Source organism: Rhizobium viscosum, from assembly GCF_014873945.1.
Lineage (GTDB): Bacteria > Pseudomonadota > Alphaproteobacteria > Rhizobiales > Rhizobiaceae > Rhizobium > Rhizobium viscosum.
On sequence record NZ_JADBEC010000001.1, the window covers coordinates 3137454 to 3160154 of the forward strand.

A 22701-nucleotide genomic window follows, 5' to 3' on the forward strand; every position below is an offset into this window, starting at 1 on the left:
CTATCGATCCTTCGGGTCGAACGCGTCGCGCAGCCCGTCGCCAATGAAGAGCAGGCTGAGCAGCAGGGCCACGAGGAAGCTTGCCGGGAAAATCAGCAGCCAGGGCATGCTTTCCATGGCGTCGGTGCCTTCGGCAATCAGGGTGCCGAGCGAGGTCAGTGGTTCCTGAACGCCGAAGCCAAGATAGGACAGAAAGCTCTCGGTCGCGATGATTTCCGGCACGGTCAGTGCGGCGAAGATGACGACGGGGCCGACGAGGTTCGGGATGATGTGCTTGGTGATGATCTTGAAGGGCTTCTGACCCGAGGCGCGGGCGGCTTCCACGAATTCGCGGTGCTTGAGCGACAGGGTCTGGCCGCGCACGATGCGGGCCATGGTCAGCCATTCGAGCGCACCGATCGCTGCAAAGAGCAGGTAGACGTTGCGGCCGAAGATCACCATCAGCAGGATGACGAAGAGGATGTAGGGAAGCGCATACATGATGTCGACGAAGCGCATCATGATCGAGTCCAGCCTGCCGCCTATATAGCCTGAAATCGCACCATAGAGCACGCCGATGACGACGGAGACGAGGGTTGCCGTGAGTGCCACGGCAAGCGAAACGCGCGTGCCGTAAAGCACACGGGCCAGCAGGTCGCGGCCGTTCGGATCGGTGCCGAAATAATGGCCGCTTTCGAAGGATGGAGGCGCGCGGAAGGCGGCCCAATCCGGGTCTTCATAGTTGAAGGGGATGAAGCTTGGGCCAAGGAAGGCGGCCAGTATGAGCAGCACCAGCACACCGATGGAGATGACGGCTGCCTTGTTGCGCGAGAGGCGGCGCAGCGCATCTTTGGTCAGCGAGCGGCCTTCCGGAGACAGGCCTTCCGCTTCCAGCAGTTCGGCTGCAAGCAGCTCTCTTTTTGCGGGATTGAGGATCATCTGTTTCTCACTTTCGGGTCCAGCCAGGCATAGGCGATATCGACCAGAAGGTTCAGGAACACGATCAGCACCATGTAGAAGATGACCGTACCGAGAACCATGCCGTAATCGCGGTTCAGCGCTGCGTTGACGAAATAGCGGCCGATGCCGGGCAATCCGAAGATGCTTTCGACAACCAGCGAGCCGGTGAGAAGGTAGCTTGCCGCCGGACCCAGATAAGAGACAACGGGCATCATGGCGGGCTTCAGCGCGTGGCGCATGACCGTCAGGCGCGGGCCGATGCCCTTGGCCTTGGCGGTACGGATGAAGTTCTGGTTCATCACCTCGATCATCGAGCCGCGGGTGATGCGCGAGATGCGGCCGGCATGCGGCAACGCAAGAACCACGATCGGCAGGACGAGAAATTTGATCGAGCCGTCACCCCAGCCGCCGACTGGAAACCAGGCGAGGTGGATGCCGAAGATCAGCTGCATGATCGGCGCGATCAGGAAGTTCGGAAGAACGACGCCCACCAGAATGAGGGCACTCAGAATATAGTCCGGTGCCTTGTTCTGATAGAGCGCCCCAAGACAGCCGACAGCCACGCCGACAATGATCGCAATCAGGAAGGCAGCCGTACCGATGGTGAAGGTATAGGGCAGACCGATCATGATCTGCTGGGCGACGGTGAAGTCCTCGCTTGCAAAGGAGGGGCCGAGGTCGCCTTTCAGCAGGTCGCCGACATAGATCAGGTATTGCTGAACGAGCGGCTTATCCAGATTGTAATGGGCCGCAAGGTTTTTCAAGATCACCGGCGGCAATGGCCTTTCGCCATCGAAGGGGCCGCCGGGGGCAAGGCGCAAAACGAAAAAGCAAGCTGTGACGGCGATCCACAGAACAGGGATCGTCGACAGCAATCGACGGAGAGCGTATTTGATCATGGTCGTGGAGCGGCTCTTCCCGGAGTGACCGGGAAGAGCCTTTCATCCTTATTCCTTGATGGACAGCCAGCGCGTGCGGTGGATGTCCTGAACGTTGTCGACGAAGCCCTCGATCTTGGGCGAGACGACGTTCTTGGAGACGTAGTAGTAGATCGGGAGTGCGGCTGAATCGTCCAGCGCGAGCTGTTCGGCCTTCTTGAAGATCTCAGCGCGCTTCGTCAGATCGGTCTGAGCGTTGCCCTCCTTGATCAGCTTGTCATAGTCGGCATTCGACCAGCGGCCATAGTTCATCTGAACGCCTGTCACGAGCAGGTTCAGGAAGTTGTCCGGATCGTTGTAGTCGGCAAGCCAGCCGGCACGGCCGATTTGCACTTCACCGCGCTGCAGCTGGTCGTAGTGGACCTTCGTTTCCGCGTTGACGAGCTCGACATTGACGCCAAGCGGCTTCCACATGGAGGCGATCGCGACAGCGATACGCTTGTGGTTGTCGTTGGTGTTGTACTTGAGCTCGGTCGTCAGCGGATGATCCGGGCCGAAGCCGGCTTCCTTCAGCAGCTTCTTGGCTTCTTCGACCTTGTCCTTGTAGGGAAGATCCTTCCAGGAAACGTAGGCCGGATCGCCGTAATTGGCGGTACCCGGCGGAACCCAGGAGTAAGCCGGCAGTTCGCCGGTGCCGAGGATCTGCGGACCGATGACTTCGCGGTTGATCGCCATGGAGAGAGCCTGGCGGACGCGCTTGTCGCTGAAGGGCGGCTTGGTCGAGTTGATGACGTAGTAGTAGAGGCCGGAGAAGGGGGCGACGTGCGCCTGACCCGGAAGGTTCTTCTTCATCCACTCGTACTGGTCGGTCGGGAAGTCGGTGAGGATATCGAATTCGCCGGCGCGGTAGCGCTTCAGCGCGGCTTCCTGATCTTCGAGCACGAAGAACTTCGCGCCGTCGATCTTCAGATCCTTAGCGCCATACCACTGATCGTTCTTGACGGTCGTGACGTGCGAACCGGGGACCCACTCGACCGGCTTGTACGGACCGTTGGTGACGATGTTGCCGATCTTGACCCAGTCCTGACCCTTGGCTTCGACGACATGCTTCGGCAGCGGATAGGCCGTGTAGTGCATCAGGGCGTTGATGAAATAGGGGGTCGGGTTTTCAAGGGTGATCTCGAGTGTCTTGTCGTCGATCGCCTTGACGCCGAGTTCGTTCAGATCGGTGATCTCGCCCTTGTTGATCTTTTCTGCGTTCTTGATGGTGAATTGCAGATAGGCGTAGTCGGCTGCATTCTTCGGGTCGATGAGGCGCTGGAAGGCGAAGACGAAATCGCCGGCCGTTACCGGCTGGCCATCCGACCACTTGATGCCGTCACGCAGCTTGAAAGTGTAGACCTTGCCGTCAGGGGAAATGGTCCAGCTTTCGGCCTGGCCGGGAACCGGGTTGTCCTTGGCGTCTTCAGTGACGAGGCCTTCGAAGATGTCGCCGGCAATACGGTTTTCCCAGTCGCCGGAGAGTTTTTGCGGATCCAGCGAGGTGGGGTCGCCACCATTATGGATATTCAGCGTGGCCGCGTGGGCCGAAAATGCGAGCAATGAGCCAACCATTGCAGACGCGAGAAATTTTTTCGTGAAAAAGGACATACTGTGTCCACCTTTCTAGGCTTTTCGCCTTTTCTTTGGTCATTTGTTCCCGATTTGACCTGTTACGTGCAGGTCAACGGCACCTTAACGCAAAGGTTTGGCGTTGCAACCCCTAAACCGGTGGGTAGCATTCGGGTGTGGACAAGCTTATAAGCGTCTCCCTTTTGTCCGATCGCGACTGCCTGATCTTTGCTCGAAAATGAGCCATTGAACTGTTGTTTTTTGCTTCGCCGCCATTAGTCTTGCGGCGAAATGAAGCGGGAGAAGGCAGTTCATGGCGTTGCAGACGGGCGGGAATGCGGATTGGTGGCGCGGCGCTGTGATCTATCAGGTCTATCCGCGCTCGTTTCAGGATACGAACGGCGACGGGCTCGGCGATCTCAAGGGGATAACCCGGCGCCTCTCCCATATCGCAAGCCTTGGCGTCGATGCGATCTGGCTCTCGCCTTTCTTCAAATCGCCCATGGCCGACATGGGCTATGACGTCTCCGACTATTGCGACGTCGATCCGATCTTCGGCACGCTCGACGATTTCGATGCGATGATGGCAGAAGCCCACAGGCTCGGCATAAAGGTCATCATCGATCAGGTGATTTCCCATACGTCCGACCGGCATCCATGGTTCGTGGAAAGCCGCTCCAGCCGCACGAACGACAAGGCCGACTGGTATGTCTGGGCAGACCCGAAGCCCGACGGGACAGCGCCGAACAACTGGCTGTCGATCTTCGGCGGGCCGGGATGGGAATGGGATGGCGTGCGCCGGCAATATTACCAGCACAACTTCCTGACCTCGCAGCCGGACCTGAATTTTCACAGCAAGCCGGTTCAGGATGCGCTGCTGAAGACGGTGAAGTTCTGGCTCGACCGCGGCGTCGACGGTTTTCGGCTGGATACAGTAAATTATTACTTCTGTGACAAGCAACTCCGAGACAATCCGCCGCATGTGCCTGATCCGGATCAGGCTGGTCTCGATGCGCCCGACAGCAATCCCTATGGCATGCAGAACCACCTCTACGACAAGACGCAGCCGGAGAACCTCGAATTCCTCAGGCGGTTCCGGGCTCTGCTCGATCAGTACGAGGAGCGCACGACGGTCGGCGAAGTCGGCGACGGCGCGCGCTCGTTGAAGACCGTCGCCGCCTATACGACCGGCGGCGACAAGCTGCATATGTGTTACACTTTCGATCTGCTCGGTCCTGAATTCACCGCGGCCCATATCCGAGGCTGCGTCGAGACCTTCCAGCGCATGGTGAAAGATGGCTGGGTCTGCTGGGCCTTCTCCAATCACGACGTCAACCGCCACGTCAGCCGCTTCGCGCTGACGGAAGAGGAGCGGCCCATCATCGCCAAGCTGGCGATTTCGGTGCTGGCAGCGCTTCGCGGTTCGATCTGCCTCTATCAAGGCGAGGAGCTGGGGCTGCCGGAGGCGGAGCTTGCCTTCGAAGACCTGCGCGACCCCTACGGCATCCGCTTCTGGCCGGCCTTCAAGGGCCGTGACGGATGCCGCACGCCGATGCCATGGGAAGCCGGCAAGGCGCATGCCGGCTTCACCAGCGCCGAGAAGAGCTGGCTGCCGGTGCCCTATGAACAGGCGGCGCTTTCCGTAGACACCCAGGAAAACGATGACAGTTCCGTGCTTCACCATTACCGGCGTACGCTGGAATTCCGGAAGACCCATCCGGTACTGATCGACGGCAGCATGGAATTCGTTGGCAGCAATCAGGACTTGCTCGCCTTTGTGCGCGAGAAGGGAGACGAGAAGCTGCTCTTCGTCTTCAACCTGACACGTGAGGCCGCGGAGTTTCAGCTTCCTGCCGGCATGGCGCTGGGCGCTCCATTGCCCATGCCCGGGTTCAAAGCTGCTGCCGGTGCCAAGACAGTGCAGCTCGACGCGCTTGACGCTTTCTGCGCTCGGATCAGCTGATCAGCGCGAAGCGATCGACGTCTACCATCCCCTTGTCCGAGATCTTCAGATGCGGGATCACGGGCAGGGGCAGGAAGGCAACTTGCAGGAAGGGTTCCTCCAGGGTCGTGCCCAGCGCATAGGCGGCCTTGCGCAGATGATGCAGCGTGTCGCGCACCGTCTCATAGGGTTCCAGGCTCATCAGGCCGGCGACGGGAAGCGCGATCTCGCCTGTGACCTTACCGTCTTCGACGACGACGAAGCCGCCCTTGATCTCGCCGAGACGATTGGCCGCAAGCGCCATGTCGTCCTCGTTGACACCGACAACGCAAATATTGTGGCTGTCATGGCCGACCGTCGAGGCGATGGCGCCTTTCTTCAATCCAAAACCCTGGACGAAGCCGTTGGCGTGATTGCCGTTCTTGCCGTGACGCTCGATGACGGCGACCTTGATGATGTCGTTGCCGAGATCAACGGTCGTCTGGTTGCCTCTGGCCGGCAGACGGTAGCGGCGATGCTCGGTGATGATCTTGCCGGGCATGACGCCGATGACGGGTGTTTCGCCTTCCGAAACAGGCACGCCGAAATGGGCCGCATTGACGGGGCGCGCTTTGACGCTGTCGAGGCCGACGGGCGAGACTGGCTTGCGGGAGGCAAAGAGCGCGTTAGTGACATGGCGGCCGGCCGAGAAGACCATGTCGGCCCGGCAATTCTCCAGGCTGTCGATAACCACGAGATCGGCCCGCCAGCCGGGCGCGACGAGGCCGCGGTCGCGCAGGCCGAAGGCGCGGGCAGCCGAGATCGAGGCGGCGCGGTAGACAGCCAGCGGTTCGACCCCATGGGCGATAGCCGTACGGATCATGTAGTCGAGATGACCCTGTTCGGCGATATCGAGCGGATTGCGGTCATCGGTGCAGAGCGCAAGATACGGCGAGAGGCGCTCGGTGATGATGGGCATCAGCGCATGAAGATCCTTGGAGACGGAACCCTCGCGCACGAGGATATGCATGCCCTTGCGGATTTTCTCCAGTGCTTCGGTGGCACTCGTGCATTCATGCTCGGTGCGGATGCCGGTGGAGAGATAACCGTTCAGATCATTGCCTGAGAGCAGTGGCGCATGGCCGTCGATATGCCCACCCTGGAAAGCATCGAGCTTCGCCATGCAGACGGGATCCTTGTGGATCACGCCCGGGAAATTCATGAATTCGGCAAGGCCGATGACCTTGGGATGGCCGCGATAGGGCAGGAGGCCTTCGACCGGCAGGTCGGCGCCTGAAGTTTCGAGATGTGTGGCCGGCACGCAGGAGGAAAGCTGGACGCGGATATCCATGATCGTTTCCAGTGCCGAAGCGAGGAAGAATTCGATGCCCTCCTTGCCCAGCACATTGGCGATCTCATGGGGGTCGCAGATCACTGTCGTCACGCCGTAAGGCAGGACGCAGCGGTCGAATTCGTGCGGCGTGACGAGCGAGGATTCGATATGCAGATGCGTATCGATGAAGCCGGGAACGACGATCTTGCCGGAAATATCGATCTCGGTTTCGCCGCTATAGCTGCCGCAGGTGCCGACGATGCGGTCGCCGCAGATTGCGATATCAGACTGGACGAGTTCACCCGTCACGAGGTCGAAGAAGTGTCCGCCTTTCAGGACGATATCGGCAGGCACGCGACCCACACCCTGATCGATGAGACGTTCGAGCTTGGCGGTCATATCTATCCTCGCAATGCAATCGATTCCGCGAGTTATAGCGCATCTGTTCGTGGATTCGATGCCCGCAAACAAAACCGGGCGCCATTGGCGCCCGGTCGCATGTTCCATTCGCTCCGATTATTCGGCAGCGACGATCTTGCCGCCTTCCCACTTGTAGAGCGAGAAGCTCTGCGAGGTGAGATCGCCCGTATCGCCGTAGGTGAGCTTGCCGATGACGGTCGGGATCTGCTCGCCGCCCTTCAGGGCTGCTGCAACGGCTTCCGCATCCTCGGCGCTGCCGGCCTTCTCGATGCCGGCCTTCAGAACTTCAACGGCCGCATAGGCGTTGAGCGTGAAGGCTTCAGCCGGGATCTTCTTGGCGGCGAGCGCATCGGCTGCAGCCTTGGAGTCAGGGTTCTTGGTGGCGTCGGAGGCGTTGGTGAACAGCGTGCCGGCTGCCGCATCCGTGCCGATCGTCCAGAATTCGGTGTTGGAGAGGCCGTCGCCACCGATGATCTGGGCATTGACCGAGAGATCATGCAGCTGGCGAGCGAGCAGGCCGCCTTCCGGGTGATAACCGCCGAAATAGATGAGATCGACATTCTCAGCCTTGATGCGGGTGGTGAGCGCAGAGAAGTCCTTGTCGCCGGGCGTGATGGAGTCGTTGATGACTTCGGTGATGCCGCCGGCGTTCAGCGTTGCCTTGAAAGCGTCGGCGAGACCTTTACCGTAAGCGCCCTTGTCGTTGATGATGGCGACGCGCTTGTCCTTGAAGTGTTCGAGAACGTATTTGGCGGCGACTTCGGCCTGCTGGTCGTCCCGGCCGCAGGTGCGCAGAACATTGGTCAGGCCGCGCTTGGTGAGGTCAGGTGCCGTGGCGGTCGGAGTGACCATCAGCACGCCGTTTTCGGCCAGAACGTCGGAAACCGGGATGGCAACGCCTGACGTGACCGGGCCGACGACGAAGCGGATGCCTTCGCCGACAACCTTGTTCGCGGCAGAAACGCCCTGCTTCGGTTCGCCGGCGTCGTCAGCGAGTTCGAGCACGACCTTCTCGCCGAGAATGCCGCCGCTCTTGTTGATTTCATCGACGGCGGTCTGCGCGCCGTTCTTTACCTGGTCGCCATAGGCTGCCACCGGACCGGTCAGCGGCGCGATGAGGCCGATGACGATATCTGCATGCGCGAGCGGCGCAAATGCCAGCGAGGCGACGAGCGTCGCCGTCAGAGTCTTCAGGGTCATGTTCTCTCTCCTTGGGTAGGGTCTCTTCGACCACCGGTTGCTTGCCGCGAAAGCCGTTTCTTTTGTCAGCGATCCTTTTGGGAGCGTGCGAAGGACGAGGAAAAGCTGCGCGATCAATGAGCCTCGCGGCCATATTTGGCTCGCGCGGCGCATGCAGATTTCTAGGAATTTTGGTGAGATTCCGCAAGATCATAACAAGATCGGGCTCGTTTTCGCCAAATCCGGAAAGATTGCGCCCGATTTTTTGATTTTTCAGTCCATTTCCCGCAATTTTCGGTCTGTCCTGCCCAAGCTATTCCGCACGTCCCAGCGCCCGCGTCAGGGCAATTTCGGTCTGCAACTGTCAGGGCCAGGTTTTTCCGATCGCATGCGTTCAGTCGTGCGTGACTTGTAACCTCCGCAGAAAGTTGAGACGAAGCTTCCTCGACAGAGCATATCGACGGCCGCAGATAAACAGATATGTGGCAATGGGGCCGCTGATCACTGTTCTGGTTTTGCTGTTTTAGCAAGTTAACAATTGATTCTAAGAATCCCAGTATAACTATCATTCCCTAGTATATTGTTGCGGTGCAATAAAATATTCGATTTGTCGATATAGGCATATAGCGGGAACAGATATCTGGATGCTCAAGCGTATTGAAGCCAGGCAGGTGCGGACCGGAATGTTTATCGAGATGGTCGAGGGTATTTGGCGCGATCCTCTTCTATCTCGGCGGCGGTTCTTACTGCGGCGCGAGAGCGATACGCTGAAGCTTAACGAGTGCGCGGATGCAGGTGTCGTGATCAACACCACCAAGGGCCTCGATGTCAGGAACACCTCACGTAAGATCGAGATCGACATCAGGGCGGCGCGCGAGACCATTCAGAAATCCGTAGAAGTGCTCGAAAATATCTTCGGTCGGCTGCAGGGCGGAGATACGATCACCGTCGACCAGGTCGAGCCGGTGATTTCCTCCGTTTCCAAATCGATGGATGACTACCCCGCCGTCTTCATCAGCGTTACCCGGCTGAAGTCCAAGGACGAGGTGACCTTTCTGCATTCCCTCTCGGTCAGTGCCTTGATGATCCTTTTCAGCCGCCATCTCGGACTGGATGAGGAAGTGGTGCAGACGCTCGGCACGGCGGGGCTGCTGCACGACGTCGGCAAGCTCGAAATTCCGCTCGAAGTGCTCAACAAGGAAGGGCGCCTGAACGAAGACGAGATCCAGTTGATCCGGGATCATCCGGAAAAAGGGCATGCAATCCTGTCGCGTCAGGAGGGCATGTCGGAAATCGTTCTCGACGTCTGCCTCAACCATCATGAACGGATCGACGGCAAGGGTTATCCGCGCAAGCTTTCCCACGGCGAGATCAGCCTTCACGCACGTCTTGCCGCGATTTGCGATGTCTATGACGCCGTTACTTCGGTGCGCCCTTACAAGGCTCCGTGGAGCGCGAAGGAGGCGCTGAGCTGGATGCTGGCCAATGAAGGGCATTTCGACCGCCGGCTCGTCAAAAAATTCGCCCTCTGCCTGTCGGTCGCCTCTGTTTCCTGAGCGTATCCGTTTTCATCACGTAAGGCCTGTTGGGATCTGATCCGCCGCAGGCCGAATGTCTTCGTGATCCGCGGTCTCGAAAGCGTGCAGGATGAAGAAGCCGCTCTATTGATAAGCGAGCGCTTTTCCCAGGAAATCCGTGATCATGCTGGAAACCTGACGGTGAATCGTTCCGCGATCTGCGCCAACGCCATCCCGGCAGACGATGCTCTCGCCGGGCGCTTCCTTCTCGATCAGTTCGGCGGCGCCTGGTTTGCAGGGCTGCATGAAACTGAAATGCAATGATCCGGGTATAAGGCTGTAGGTGGTGGTCGCTGACGGCAGATAGCGGGCAAGGTAACCGGAATCCTTGTTGGTGGCTGCTATCTCCGCCTCGGTTGCCGTTTCCGCATCGACGTCGGCCGCAGCACCGAGCACCATTAGGGGGATATGGATTGCCGCAAGGCTCTCCGGTGTCAGCCCGCGGCCAGGTCCGAGATCGAGTGTCACGACGGCACGAATTCTTGCATCACCGAGATCGGCGGCCATCGCTGCATTTGAGGCCGCATCGCGCCCGATGCCGAGCGCCTCGAATATTTTGCAATAGATCGGGCTGAATTCAGCCATGCAATTCCTCGTCACCTTGGCCGCGTCGAAGCGGCCGCCCGCCAGTTCGACCACCGTCCAGCCGCCGAGCGAATGGCCGATGGCGGCAATCCGATCGGATGCCACGCCGCCCGTCAGATCAGGATTGTCGAGCAGAGCATCGATCACGCGGCTGAGGTCGCCGGGGCGCTTCCACAGTTCTACGGCGTCGGGCTTCCGCATATCGAATGTCGTCGTACCGGGATGATCGGGCGCGGCAACGACATAGCCTGCGTCAACGAGATCGGCGGCAAGCCAGGCGAGGTTACGCCAGCTGCCGCCATAACCATGGGAGAGGACGACCAGCGGATGCGGGCCGGCTGTAGGCTCGGCGTCCTTGATTACAGGTTGGCCGATGAAGGCCGGTGTTTCGCCGAGAAGGACCGGTGTGGCGTCAGACGTTGTCGGATACCAGATGCTGACATGCATCGGGTGATCGGCGGTTATGCCGGGCAGGGTGGTTTCGCGGAAACCGGTTCCGGCATGTGCTGCTGATACCATCAGGAGGAGCAGAGGGAGGATAAAGGCAAGCCTTGGCATGGGATCTCCATTGGGTTGATTTGCCCTGTCTGGAGGAAATCCCTGAGGCTGGAGACCGATAACGCGATCGAGGTCGCCGATATCAAAAGAAAGGGCGAGACCGGAGCCTCGCCCTTGAATTCACTTGGGACGATTGAGCTCAGATGTTGTTCTGCAGGATCGTACGCAGCTTGCCAAAGAGTTCGTCGATGTGCTTCTTCTCGATGATCAGCGGCGGAGAGAGCGCGATGATGTCGCCTGTCGTACGGATCAGCAGGCCGCTTTCGTAAGCCTTGAGGAAGGCCGTGAAGGCGCGTTTGGTCGGCTCGCCGGCGATCGGGTCGAGTTCGATCGCGCCGATGAGACCCGTGTTTCTGATGTCGATGACATTGGGGCAATCCTTGAGCGAATGCAGCGCATCGGCCCAGTAGTCCGAGAGTTCGGCTGCGCGGGTCAGCAGGCCTTCTTCCTTGTAGGTGTCGAGCGTTGCAAGTGCTGCGGCCGAGGCGATCGGGTTACCGGAATAGGTATAGCCGTGGAAGAACTCGATCATGTGCTCGGGGCCGTTCATGAAGGCATCATGGATTTCCGAGGTCACAAAGACGGCGCCCATCGGGATGACGCCATTGGTCAGGCCTTTGGCGGTGGTGATGATATCGGGCTTCACGTCGTAATACTGGGCGGCGAAGGGAGCGCCGAGGCGGCCGAAGCCGGTGATGACTTCATCGAAGATCAGCAGGATGCCGTGCTTGGTGCAGATCTCGCGCAGTTTCTGCAGATAGCCCTTCGGCGGAATGAGAACGCCGGTCGAACCCGCAACCGGTTCGACGATGACGGCGGCGACCGTGGAGGCATCATGGAGGGTGACGATACGCTCGAGTTCGGTGGCGAGATCGCCGCCAATTTCGGGCTCGCCGCGGGTGAAGTTGTTTTTGCCGGGCAAGTGGGTGTGCGGCATGTGGTCGACGCCGGTCAAAAGCGTGCCGAACATCTTGCGATTGGTGACGATGCCGCCGACAGAAATGCCGCCGAAGTTGACGCCGTGATAGCCGCGCTCGCGGCCGATCAGGCGGAAGCGTGAGCCGTTGCCTTTCACGCGGTGATAGGCGAGCGCCACCTTGAGCGCCGTTTCCACCGATTCAGAACCGGAATTGGTGTAGAGGACGTGATCCAAGCCCTCGGGGGCGATATCGACCAGGCGGTTGGCGAGTTCAAAGGCCTTGGGGTGCCCGAGCTGGAAGGCCGGGGCGTAATCGAGTTCGCCTGCCTGCTCGCGGATCGCTTCGGTAATCTTCGGGCGGCAGTGGCCGGCATTCACGCACCAGAGACCAGCCGTACCGTCCAAAACCTGACGCCCGTCATGGGTCTGGTAGTACATATCCTTGGCGCTCACGAAGAGGCGCGGTTCCTTCTTGAACTGACGGTTCGCGGTAAAGGGCATCCAAAAGGCACGAAGGTCGTTTGGCGTTGCATTCAGGCGATTGGACATGCTGTTCTCCTGGCCGTTGGGGAGGCCGTTCCCGTTCAAGGCTTGGCGCCGTTTATTTTTACTGCCCGGTCAAATTATCAGCGCCCGGCAAGGCGTCAAGCCGAAGAAGCGCTGCCAACTGCCGTTCCCGAGACGCTTGGAGCGTCATTAATCCTTCGCCGGGCATTGTTACAAAAATCGATGGCCGCAATGGCCGAGGGCATTTCATTCATTTCCTTGAAATTCAACCGTTTTTACCGGAGGTAGTCATGACGGACCGCCAGAAAACCAGGCCGCGCCCCAATCCGCGGCGTGCATTTGCGCCGAGCTACGGCACCATTCTCCAAGAAGGCGTTCGTCGCCGTACTGTTCTCAAGGGCTTCATCGCAGCCATGGGGGCAGCCGTTTTTGCGCCGGCGCTCGAAGCAACGAAGGCAGAAGCTGCCGAGTCGACCCTTACTTTCCCCGAGCTGAAGCGCGTGCGCGATACCGCCGATCATTGGCCTGATGGATATGAGCGCCAGATCCTCATTCGCTGGGGTGATGCACTCTTTGCCGACAGCCCGGAATTCGACGTGGCCAAGCTCAACGGCAAAGCCGCCGAGCGCCAGTTCGGTTACAATAACGACTTCACGCAGTTCCTGCCGTTGCCCTGGGGCGAGAAGAGCTCGGACCACGGCCTGATGGTCGTCAGCCACGAATATGCGACGCCCTTCCTGATGTTCCCGGGCCTGACGGTGGACAATTATCGCGAGAAGCTGACCGAGGACCAGATCCGTGCGGTCATGGCCGCTGTCGGCGTTTCGGTTTTCGAGGTGCGCAAGGACGGCAATCAGTGGCAGGTGGTCAAGAACGGTAAGTATAACCGCCGCATCCACATGAGCACGGAAATCGGTATTTCCGGCCCCGCCGCCGGCGACGACCGCCTTAAGACCAAGGCCGATCCAACCGGCACGGTCGTCTTCGGCACGATCTCGAACTGCAATGGCGGCATCACGCCCTGGGGCACGATGCTGTCAGGTGAAGAAGGCGCAATGGACGTATTCGCCGGCGACTATAAAAAGCTGCCGAACCAGGAACTGGTCGAGCGCCAGGGCTGGGACGAGGATGAGAACGATATCTATTCCGTCAGCCGCGTCGAGCCGCGCTTCAAGTTCGAGGAAGAGCCGAACGAATGGATGCGTTTCGACTGGGTGGTCGAGATCGATCCCTTCGATCCAACGGCAAAGCCGGTCAAGCGTACGTCGCTCGGCCGTATGACGCACGAAGGCGCACAATGTTGTGTGGCGCCAGATGGCCGCGTCGTGGTCTTCATGGGCGATGACGACGATTTCGAATATATCTACCGCTTTGTCACACGCGATCCTTGGAATCCTGGCGATCGCGCCGCCAACAAGGACCTGCTCGACCATGGCACGCTGTCGGTCGCCAAGTTCGAAAGCGACGGAACGATGCGCTGGATCCCGCTCGTGGCCGGCGAAGGCCCGCTGACGGCTGAAGCCGGCTTCAAGACGCAGGCCGATGTGGTTCTCGCCACACGCGCTGCCGCGGATCTCGTTGGCGCTACGCCGATGGACGGGCCGGAAGGCTTCATCCCGCATCTCGGCACCGGCAAGCTCTATGTCGCCATGACCGAGAATGAGGATCGCCTGCCGAAAGGCCAGGGTGACGACGAGAAGGAACAGGTCAACGTCGCCAATCCGCGTGGCCCCAATCCGCACGGGCATCTGCTGGAACTCGTGACCCCCGGCGGTCCGGACAAGCCCGATTATGCAGCCGAGAGCTTCAAATGGGATGTCTTCGTCCTTTGCGGGAATCCGGCAAAGCCCGAAGACCAGGCGATGTTCCACCCGGCGACCACCTCGGCCGGCTGGTTCACCGACCCTGATAACCTTGCCGTCGATCCGGCAGGCCGTCTTTGGGTGACGACTGATGGTCCGCCGCCGGAAGGCATCGCCGATTCCGTCTATGTGATGGATACGGAAGGTCCAGGCCGCGCGTTGCCGAAGCTCATCTATATCGCGCCCGTCGGTTCGGAGACCTGCTCTCCGACCTTTACCTCCGATGGTTCCAGCGTCTTTCTCTCGGTCCAGCATCCGGGCGAATTGCGCATGGCCGATAACGAGGATGCGACTTCGATGGAAGATGCCGGCACCAGTTGGCCGGACTTCAAGCCGGGCGTACCGGCCCGCCCGTCGCTCGTCGTGCTGACACGCAGCAAGAATGGCGTGGTGGGCAGCTAAGTCCGCGTTCTCCAAGCAACAAAGCCGGCAATTCTTGCGAATTGCCGGCCTCTAAGGCTTCACGTGCTGAAAATAGCGTAAGCAGCGTCCGCGGGAACATCTCCTTGGAACGTTGCTCAGACTGACATCATGTCAGCGCTAACATCAGGCTGCAGACCTGCTCCGGTTCTGGGCCACGTAGATATCCTCGAGTGTCGCAAGGATCTTCATGACCGGTTCGGAGTTGCTGGAATAGTAGATCGTCTGTGCATCACGACGGGTCTTGACCAGCTTCTGAGCGCGCAATTTCGACAGATGCTGGGAGAGGGCCGACTGGCTCAGTCCGACCTGGGTGGCGAGAACGCCGACAGGCACTTCTCCCTTTACCAGGCTGGTGAGGATCAGCAAACGCTTGGGGTTGGCCATGGCCGATAATAAAGCTGCCGCCACATTGGTGTGCTCGGCCAAATCAGAGGTTTCCATATTTTTTCTTCCTAATGCGAAACGTACATCATCCGTACAGGCACAGGCCGTCAGACGGTTCTTTGACTGACGGCGAAAACTAGCAATTGGGTTTGAAGATTGTATATACCTAAATTTAAGGTATCAGGTATGCTATTTTAGATATGTTTGAACAAATGTGATCCAAATCCTCCGCGGGTATGTCGAACTCGCAACGCAACAATAAGTCACCTGAAATCATATCAAATCCTGCCAAATCGACCCCACTTATGCGCCAGGGACCAGCTTCAGGGGCCTTTAGCCTCGATGTCAGCGCTGACATTAGATCCGGATGGCGCGCTACTAAATCTTGCACTGCGGCGTCAGCTTTTTCAGCGATGTCATCATTTGCCCCGGAGTGAATCACGAGATCACTGCCGTCCAAAATGTAAGCACGGCCGAATCCGCCATTGAGGCTCGCCGATTGCGGGATGAGGCGGAAGAAACGGAAATCCGGAAAATCGATATAGAGATTCGCCTTTGGGTGACGGCTGAGGAAACGGGTGCGGATGCGCGCGTGAAGGGGTGTATTCCGCTCTACCTGTTCCGCACGGCATTGGGTGGTCAGTCGCGCATGGGCAAGCGGATCCCCCTTGCCGGGCTCACCGGTCAGCAGCGAGGCTCTGGCATCGGCGGCGAGTGCTTTCGTGTGGGTCGAGAGCGCGGAAACGAGAATGACCGGAACGCCGTCTATGTCGGTGCCGAGAAGAACCCGGCTTGCGAAGGGAAAGCCGGTTTCAGGATCTAGGACGGCGAGGGCCGCATAGCGGGCGGAGCGCAAGAGGGTGCGCGCAAGCTTGCGGGCCTCGTCGTCGGTTTCGCGAAGCGTAGAGGATGGCTCTTTCATATCCGCTTTGTCGCAAAGCGGAGTGAGAGGATCAAGTCTATTCCTTCCGCCTGTGCCGTGTGAGGCCGGTGACGACATCCTGTGCCGAGATCGTGCCAACGATCTGGCCGTTGTCCACCACGCCGATACTGCCCGGCTGCCGGGAGAGGGCATCGAGGACATCGACAAGCGGCGTCGTGGGGCGCGCGGTAGCGCTGACCGACATGCCGATTGCCGCATCGCCAAGTCCGGGCTGCATGACGTCGGAGGCCATCAGCATGTTGATCGGGTTCATGTTCTGCACGAAATCGGCGACATATTGATCGGCCGGGTTCTTGACGATCTCCTGCGGCGTTCCGCACTGGATGATGCGTCCGCCCTCCATGATCGCGATGCGATTGCCGATGCGGAAGGCCTCGTCGAGATCGTGGCTGACGAAGAGGATGGTCTTCTTCAGCCGCCGCTGAAATTCCAGCAACTCGTCCTGCAATCGCGTGCGGATCAGCGGATCGAGAGCGGAGAACGGCTCGTCCATCAGCAGGATCGGAGCGCCGGTGGCGAATGCGCGGGCAAGACCGACGCGCTGCTGCATGCCGCCGGAGAGTTCATTGACCTTACGGTCCGCCCATTTCGTCAGGTTGACGAGTTCGAGCTGCTCGCCGACCCGGCTCTTGCGCTCGGCTTCCCGCACACCCGAGAGTTCGAGGCCGAAACCGACATTCTCCGCAACGGTGCGCCAGGGAAGAAGGGCGAACTGCTGGAATACCATGGAGACCGTATGCGTGCGCAGGTCGCGCAGCGCCTTGGCGTTGCATTTGTAGGGGTTTACCGGCCCCGTTACCGTCGAAACGGCGACCTCGCCGCGCACGACGGGCGCAAGCCCGTTGACAGCGCGCAGGAGCGTCGATTTGCCGGAGCCTGAAAGGCCCATCAGCACGAGGATTTCGCCTTCCTCGATGGTCAGCGAGGCATTGGCGACGCCAAGAACGAGACCCGTCTCAGCGCCGATCTCGTCGCGCGAGCGACCCTGGTCGACCATGGCGAGCCCAATCTCCGGTCTGTCGCCGAAGATGATGTTGACGTCTCTGAAACTGACCGCGGTCATGCGCCGTCTCCTTCACCTGCAGTGCGGAACATGCGGTCGAGAATGATTGCCAGGATGACGATACAGAAACCGGCTTCAAAACCCTTGGCGATGTTGACGGTATTCAAGGCACGTACGACCGGCACGCCGAGACCGGGAGCGCCAACGAGGGCAGCGATGACGACCATTGAGAGGGAGAGCATGATGGTCTGCGTCAGGCCGGCCATGATCTGCGGCGTTGCGAAGGGCAGTTCCACCTTGCGCAGGACCTGGATCGGCGTCGCACCGAAGGCGACGGCGGCTTCGACGAGGGAGGGGGGTGTCGAGATGATGCCGAGGCGGGTGAGACGAATGGGGGCGGGGATAGCGAAGATGACGGTTGCGATCAGGCCCGGCACCATGCCGAGGCCGAAAAGGATAAGGGCTGGAATGAGATAAACGAAGGTCGGAATGGTCTGCATGAGGTCCAGAACGGGCCGCATCGCGGCATAGATCCAGGCGCGGCGGGCAGCCGCAATGCCGAGCGGAATGCCGATCACCATGCTGACGAAAGTTGCGGCGAGCACGAGCGCCAGCGTTTCCGTCGTCTCTTTCCAGTAGCCCTGGTTCATGATGAGCAGCAGCCCAAGACAGGTGAAGACCGCCACTGTAATCGACCGGCGCAGCCACCAGGCGAGGAGGCTGATGGCAAGGACGGCAATCAGCGGATTGGGCGTCTGCAGCACGAAAAGCAGGGCATTAATGACGTGCGACAACAGGGCGGAGAGTTGGTTGAAAAACCATTCGCCGTTCGTCGTCAGCCAGTCAACGAAGGTCTTGGCCCAGGGGCCAATGGGAATTTTAGCGTCGGTGATCCAATTCACGAGGCGCGCCTGTCTTTTGAGAACAAAGATCGGGATGAAAACGAAAACGGGGCGGCAGATCCGCCCCGTTCATTTCATCAGAGGCCGAGGCCGGATTTGACGGCTGCAAGACCATCGCCGCTGCCGTCGCGCGTCTTGACGCCGGCAAGCCAGGGCTCGACCGTGGACGGATTGGCCTTCAGCCAATCGCCTGCTGCCTTTTCCGGATCTTCGCCGTCATTCAGGATCTTGTTCATGATCTCGTTCTCCATCTTCAGGGAGAACTTGAGGTTCTTGACCAGCGTCCCGACGTTCGGGCACTCGCTGAGATAGCCGGCACGCACGTTGGTATAGACTTCGGCGCCGCCGAAATTCGGTCCGAACGTGTCGTCGCCACCCGACAGATAGGTCATCTTGAAGTTGGTGTTCATCGGATGCGGTTCCCAGCCGAGGAAGACGATCGGCTTGCCTTCCTTCTCGGCGCGGGCGACCTGTGCCAGCATGCCCTGCTCGGAGGATTCGACCAGTTCCATCTCCTTCATGCCGAAGGTGTTCTTGTCGATCATGTCGATGACGTGGCGGTTGCCGTCATTGCCGGGCTCGATGCCGTAGATCTTGCCATCGAGATCGCCCTTGTGAGCGGCGATATCCTTGAAGTCCTTGATGCCGAGTTCAGCACCCTTGGCATTTGTCGCCAGCGTGTACTTGGCGCCGACGAGGTTCGGCCCGTAGGACTCGACCGACTTGTCGTCGAGGTAGGGCTGGATATCCGCCTTCTGGGACTGCATCCAGTTGCCGAGGAAGACGTCGATGTCCTTGTTCTTCATTGAGGTATAGGTGACCGGCAAGGAGAGAACCTTGATGTCGGTCTCATAGCCGAGCTTCTTGAGGAGCAGGGAGGCGGTTGCCGTAGTCGACGTGACGTCCGTCCAGCCGATGTCCGAAAGATGGACGGTGGAGCAGCTTTCAGGGTCTGCGGAGAAGGCGGCGGTCGCAACGGAGAGAGCTGCGACTGCAGTTGCGGTAATGAGTTTGAATGCGCTTGTTGTTTTCATTTTAGACTCCCAGTCTTACGTTCCCAAGCCAACCATCAATAGACCAGTTTTACAAGCGATCTCGGCGCGTTTGCGGCGTTCCGGACTATGTGATTGCGACGTGCCGCATTTTGGGAAAGCCTGAATTGTAAGGCTTTTGACGGTTTCGATGCCTGGATTTCCTGTGACTATCGATTTGTCGGGGCTTTTCTTTGCGTTCTCCAGCTTTCAAGAAGCCAGATAAGGAGAATTCGATGGCAAAACTCTATTTCAACTACTCGACGATGAATGCCGGCAAGTCGACCATGCTGCTGCAGGCCTCCTACAATTACCAGGAGCGCGGCATGCGCACGGTTCTCTTGATCGCGGCCTTCGACGATCGGGTGGGGCGCGGCATCATCGGTTCACGTATCGGGCTCGAAGCGGAGGCCATCCCCTTCGAAAGCGACAGTGATCTCTATGCGCTGGTCCGGAAACTCAGCAGTGAAGGACAGGCGATCTCCTGCGTGTTCGTCGACGAAGCGCATTTCATGACGCCAGATCATATCTGGCAGCTTGCTCGCGTAGTCGACAGGCTCGGCATCCCCGTGATGGTCTACGGCCTGAGAACGGATTTCCAGGGCAAGCTCTTCCCGGCCTCGCAGGAACTGCTGGCGATTGCCGACGAGATGCGGGAAGTGCGGACCATCTGCCATTGCGGGCGCAAGGCCACCATGGTCGTGCGGCTCGATGCCGAGGGCAAGGTACTGCACGAAGGCGCGCAGATCGATGTCGGCGGGAACGAGAAATATGTTTCGTTGTGTCGCCGTCATTGGGATGATGCAATGAATGGCGAATGGATTGCCGAGCCGGTCTAAACGGATCGACCCCTGTTTTCTTTGGTGCAGCAACTGAATAATCTGGAAGACGGAGATTCCTGGGAGTGCCCGGTGCGCAAAAGCCCGCCTTTCGATAGCCAGTATGATGCCGCCCGTGACCTTGCCGAGGCCATGGCCGGCGAGGCCGATTATTGTGCCGCCTGCATCACAAGTTTCGATGGTGACGAGTCGCGCTCATCCGACGAGATTTTCCTGGAGCAGAATCCGCGCTTCCAGGCCTTCTTGAACGACAGTGCCACGCTCGATGTGCTGCTTGCGGAACTCGTCTTCTCCCTCGACCGGCTGACATCAAAGGTTTCGGCCGATCTCGACAGTTTTCGCGGGCTGACGCGGCGCGAAAAGATGGCCGGGTGGTTCTCCCGACAGCGCATGTGGCGCATGCATAGCGCGCGGGTGCGTGAGGCGCCGGTCGTGGAACAACTACTCGATCTCTTGACGAAATCCGATCTTCTGGCGACGCTGCTTAAAGGCCAGAGGCGGTCTCTTGTCGAGCGTCACAAGAGCGCCGAATTGAGCCTCATCGGCATTGTCGAGCACCGGCGGCGGCTTGTCGACGAGATCGACATTGCACGGATGCGGATGAAGGAGCTCAACGCCAAGGCCCTGAACACGCAGGGGCGCATTGGCGTCTATGGCAACAAGGCGCACTGGGAGCAGATGGAGGCGGAGCGCCTGGCGTTGAAGGCGGAGGCCGAGCGCATTTCCGTCGAGGAACATGCGATGCGCGACGAGAGCCAGCGGCGCGAACGCTTCATCAGCATGTTCCAGGCCTTCGTCGACAGGCTGAACGGGCGCATTTCCGGCTGCAACGTGCTTATCCGCAAGCTTTCGGTCGATACCGAGGAGCGGCTCATCATTTATCAGGCGCAGGTCGATACCGACCGTCCAGGCATGAAGGTGAGGATCAAACCGGAGCTTTTCCCTGAGATCGCCGCATCTATCGCGCTTTTCGAAAAGGGCATGCTGGTGCCCCAGGATCTGGTCCAGCGGAAGAGCCGTGCAGACCAGGAATTTGCCCGGAAATTTCCTGCTTATGCCGAGGAGCCCTCGGAGGCGCCACTGATCGATGTGGTGCGAAAATCTCCCATGTTCGGGCTCGGATTCCTCCGTTCGCTGCGCTCCTGACGGGGCGGCGAGGGAAGGTGCATCCGATCTATCGTGTCTGGCTCGCGCACCGTTTGTCCGAAATATCCTTGTCTGTTGTTGTACTTGGGCGATTGAGCGCATATGTGGAGGGAAAGGATATCCCTGTTTTCGCCGCCTGACAGGAGACGACGATGTTTGACCGGATTGCCGGTTTTTTCAGACTGATCGGCCAGACGATCAGCCGCTGGGTTCGCCTTTTTGCCGCATGGGCCATCTGGCCATTCATGGCCGCGCACGGATGGTATGCGCGCCGGACCTGGGTGATCCGGCTGCCGATCATCGCGTTTCTGGCACTGCTCGTCGTGCTCTATGGCTATTTCATCTGGCAGACGCAGGTCTGGTCGAATTTCAACACTGCTTTCGTCGATCAGTATCGCCTCTCGGATCGCAAGGTGCCGGCAGGGCAGGAAATTCCGGCGACCGACGGGACTGCTGCAAAGACCTGCCAGCGCTCGGCGATCGTCGATGTCGCGGCCGATCTGACGGATTTCAACGTCAACCAAAATGCCTGGATATCGTCGATGCTGCTCTACAAGATGGGCTTCTTCGGCATCGATTGGGATCACACGCCCTTCCTTGACAACAAGGCATCGTTCCAGCGCGGTATCAATCAGGCCGTCCGCCGCACTTCCGTGGAGCTTGTGGATACGCTGGGGCGCGTGCGCGGCACGTCAGGTATCAACAACGACCTGCAAAGCGCGCGCGGCAATCTGCAGTTCGATGAATTTAGCTGGTATTTCGGCCTCCGTCCTTTTGGACCGAAGACGCCGACGCCGGCCTATTATCGCGCGGCGATCAACAGTCTGCGGAAATTCAATACCGATCTCGCCGGCTGCAATGCGGTCTTCGATGGCCGCGCCGACAACCTTATTCAGTTCATCGACCGTATCGCCAACGATCTCGGCAGCACCTCCGACATGCTGGCCGAGCGCTCAGAAAACCATAATCGCGGCTGGTTTGACACGCGTGCCGATGATCGCTTCTGGTTCGCCTATGGCCAGCTCTACGCCTATTACGCGATTCTTTCGGCGGCGCAGGCGGATTTCTCTCAGGTTGTGTCGGAGCGAAACCTCGGGGCGATCTGGACCGGCACGACACGGCAATTCCAGGCAGCACTTCGCATCCAGCCGGCAATTATTTCCAACGGACGAGAGGATGGCTGGATCATGCCGAGCCACCTCGCCACGATGGGCTTCTACATATTGAGGGTGCGATCGAACCTCGTTGAAATTCGCTCGGTGCTGGACCGTTAAGCCGGAGTGCCGCCGTCCTCGAAGCCGACGATGCGCAGTTTCTCGACGAATTCATAGGTGATACCGACGATACCGCCGCCGCTGGCGTCGTCGCGGAACTTGCCGACGGAGCGCACCATCTTGTAGCCGCCGAGCCCGTTGTCGACGCGATAGACGTAGTGGAAGCCGACACGGTGGAGGCTCGCCTGCTCGAAGGTTTCGGCAATCAGCAACCGGTCTTCCTCATGAATGCGCGACATGAGTTCGGTCAGATTCACCGGTCCTTCGCTGTAGGGAAGATCGAAGATCTGGTGTACGTCTTCGCTGGCGAAGAAATGCCCCGTCTCGAGATTCATCCGCCAGAAGCCAAAGAGGCGATAGGCGGCGAACATTGTTAACGCTTCGGCATCGGTAATTCCGATGTGGGCACGGGATTGCAGCCGATGTTCGACGGCCGGCTGTTCGAAACGAAGAGGCACGGTTTCCCC

Annotated in this window: 19 protein-coding genes; 6 read left to right on the forward strand and 13 right to left on the reverse strand. The window is 59.4% G+C overall.

All coding sequences use genetic code 11. From position 1 onward, the window contains the following. Genes H4W29_RS15380 through H4W29_RS15390 form a run of 3 tightly spaced genes read right to left on the reverse strand, consistent with a single transcriptional unit; the run spans window position 1 to window position 3467 of the window. Entirely contained in the window at window positions 1-918 is a 918-nt protein-coding gene (locus tag H4W29_RS15380; RefSeq protein WP_192729675.1) for an ABC transporter permease, read from the reverse strand. Continuing rightward, window positions 915-1838, reverse strand: coding sequence for an ABC transporter permease subunit (locus H4W29_RS15385; protein ID WP_113412129.1), 924 nt, complete (start codon window positions 1836-1838; stop codon window positions 915-917). The genes H4W29_RS15380 and H4W29_RS15385 overlap by 4 nt, the downstream gene beginning before the upstream one ends. 48 nt (window positions 1839-1886) lie before the next feature. Then, window positions 1887-3467 carry a peptide ABC transporter substrate-binding protein gene (locus H4W29_RS15390; RefSeq protein WP_183731777.1) on the reverse strand — a complete coding sequence of 527 codons (1581 nt, stop codon included), beginning with the start codon at window positions 3465-3467 and terminating at the stop codon, window positions 1887-1889. Window positions 3468-3741: 274 nt separating this feature from the next. Here H4W29_RS15390 and bglA point away from each other — a divergent pair, with 274 nt between their 5' ends. Next, entirely contained in the window at window positions 3742-5391 is a 1650-nt protein-coding gene (gene bglA / locus H4W29_RS15395) for a beta-galactosidase BglA (RefSeq protein ID WP_192729676.1), read from the forward strand. On the opposite strand, the gene ade is transcribed toward bglA, so the two are convergent. After that, a complete protein-coding gene (gene ade, locus H4W29_RS15400) occupies window positions 5384-7081 on the reverse strand; it encodes an adenine deaminase (RefSeq protein WP_192729677.1) in 1698 nt (565 codons plus the stop codon). The two genes, bglA and ade, sit on opposite strands and share 8 nt — an antisense overlap. A 117-nt stretch (window positions 7082-7198) precedes the next feature. Further along, a complete protein-coding gene (locus H4W29_RS15405) occupies window positions 7199-8302 on the reverse strand; it encodes a branched-chain amino acid ABC transporter substrate-binding protein (RefSeq protein WP_192729678.1) in 1104 nt (367 codons plus the stop codon). A 623-nt stretch (window positions 8303-8925) separates the two neighbouring features. On the opposite strand from H4W29_RS15405, the gene H4W29_RS15410 reads away from it, so the two are divergent. Then, window positions 8926-9837, forward strand: a complete 912-nt coding sequence (locus tag H4W29_RS15410) for an HD-GYP domain-containing protein (protein ID WP_192729679.1) — start codon at window positions 8926-8928, stop codon at window positions 9835-9837. Window positions 9838-9942: 105 nt separating this feature from the next. Here H4W29_RS15410 and H4W29_RS15415 read toward each other — a convergent pair whose 3' ends face one another. Then, window positions 9943-11001, reverse strand: coding sequence for an alpha/beta hydrolase family protein (locus tag H4W29_RS15415; protein ID WP_192729680.1), 1059 nt, complete (start codon window positions 10999-11001; stop codon window positions 9943-9945). A gap of 139 nt (window positions 11002-11140) precedes the next feature. Then, a complete protein-coding gene (gene aptA / locus H4W29_RS15420) occupies window positions 11141-12469 on the reverse strand; it encodes an omega-aminotransferase AptA (RefSeq protein WP_192729681.1) in 1329 nt (442 codons plus the stop codon). A 248-nt stretch (window positions 12470-12717) separates the two neighbouring features. Here aptA and H4W29_RS15425 point away from each other — a divergent pair, with 248 nt between their 5' ends. Further along, window positions 12718-14691, forward strand: a complete 1974-nt coding sequence (locus tag H4W29_RS15425; RefSeq protein WP_192729682.1) for a PhoX family protein — start codon at window positions 12718-12720, stop codon at window positions 14689-14691. A gap of 144 nt (window positions 14692-14835) precedes the next feature. Here the strand turns inward: H4W29_RS15425 and H4W29_RS15430 are convergent, their stop codons facing one another. From H4W29_RS15430 to H4W29_RS15450, 5 genes are all read right to left on the reverse strand, one after another. Continuing rightward, window positions 14836-15153, reverse strand: coding sequence for an ArsR/SmtB family transcription factor (locus tag H4W29_RS15430; protein WP_007824533.1), 318 nt, complete (start codon window positions 15151-15153; stop codon window positions 14836-14838). Window positions 15154-15268: 115 nt separating this feature from the next. Next, window positions 15269-16018 carry a HugZ family pyridoxamine 5'-phosphate oxidase gene (locus tag H4W29_RS15435; protein ID WP_192729683.1) on the reverse strand — a complete coding sequence of 250 codons (750 nt, stop codon included), beginning with the start codon at window positions 16016-16018 and terminating at the stop codon, window positions 15269-15271. A 37-nt stretch (window positions 16019-16055) separates the two neighbouring features. After that, entirely contained in the window at window positions 16056-17102 is a 1047-nt protein-coding gene (gene choV, locus H4W29_RS15440) for a choline ABC transporter ATP-binding protein (RefSeq protein WP_192729684.1), read from the reverse strand. Next, a complete protein-coding gene (choW, locus tag H4W29_RS15445; RefSeq protein ID WP_192729685.1) occupies window positions 17099-17944 on the reverse strand; it encodes a choline ABC transporter permease subunit in 846 nt (281 codons plus the stop codon). The genes choV and choW overlap by 4 nt, the downstream gene beginning before the upstream one ends. Before the next feature lie 77 nt (window positions 17945-18021). Continuing rightward, entirely contained in the window at window positions 18022-18978 is a 957-nt protein-coding gene (locus H4W29_RS15450; RefSeq protein WP_192729686.1) for a choline ABC transporter substrate-binding protein, read from the reverse strand. Window positions 18979-19211: 233 nt separating this feature from the next. Between H4W29_RS15450 and H4W29_RS15455 the strand changes: the two genes are divergently transcribed. The 3 genes from H4W29_RS15455 (at window position 19212) to H4W29_RS15465 (ending at window position 22234) form a co-directional block, all read left to right on the forward strand. After that, window positions 19212-19814 carry a thymidine kinase gene (locus H4W29_RS15455; protein WP_192729687.1) on the forward strand — a complete coding sequence of 201 codons (603 nt, stop codon included), beginning with the start codon at window positions 19212-19214 and terminating at the stop codon, window positions 19812-19814. 72 nt (window positions 19815-19886) lie between these two features. Next, entirely contained in the window at window positions 19887-20960 is a 1074-nt protein-coding gene (locus H4W29_RS15460; protein ID WP_192729688.1) for a hypothetical protein, read from the forward strand. A gap of 152 nt (window positions 20961-21112) precedes the next feature. Then, window positions 21113-22234 carry a DUF2333 family protein gene (locus H4W29_RS15465; protein WP_192729689.1) on the forward strand — a complete coding sequence of 374 codons (1122 nt, stop codon included), beginning with the start codon at window positions 21113-21115 and terminating at the stop codon, window positions 22232-22234. Here H4W29_RS15465 and H4W29_RS15470 read toward each other — a convergent pair. Next, complete coding sequence (locus tag H4W29_RS15470) at window positions 22231-22692, reverse strand: PAS domain-containing protein (RefSeq protein ID WP_192729690.1); 462 nt, start codon at window positions 22690-22692, stop codon at window positions 22231-22233. The two genes, H4W29_RS15465 and H4W29_RS15470, sit on opposite strands and share 4 nt — an antisense overlap. Between the last annotated feature and the right edge of the window lie 9 nt (window positions 22693-22701).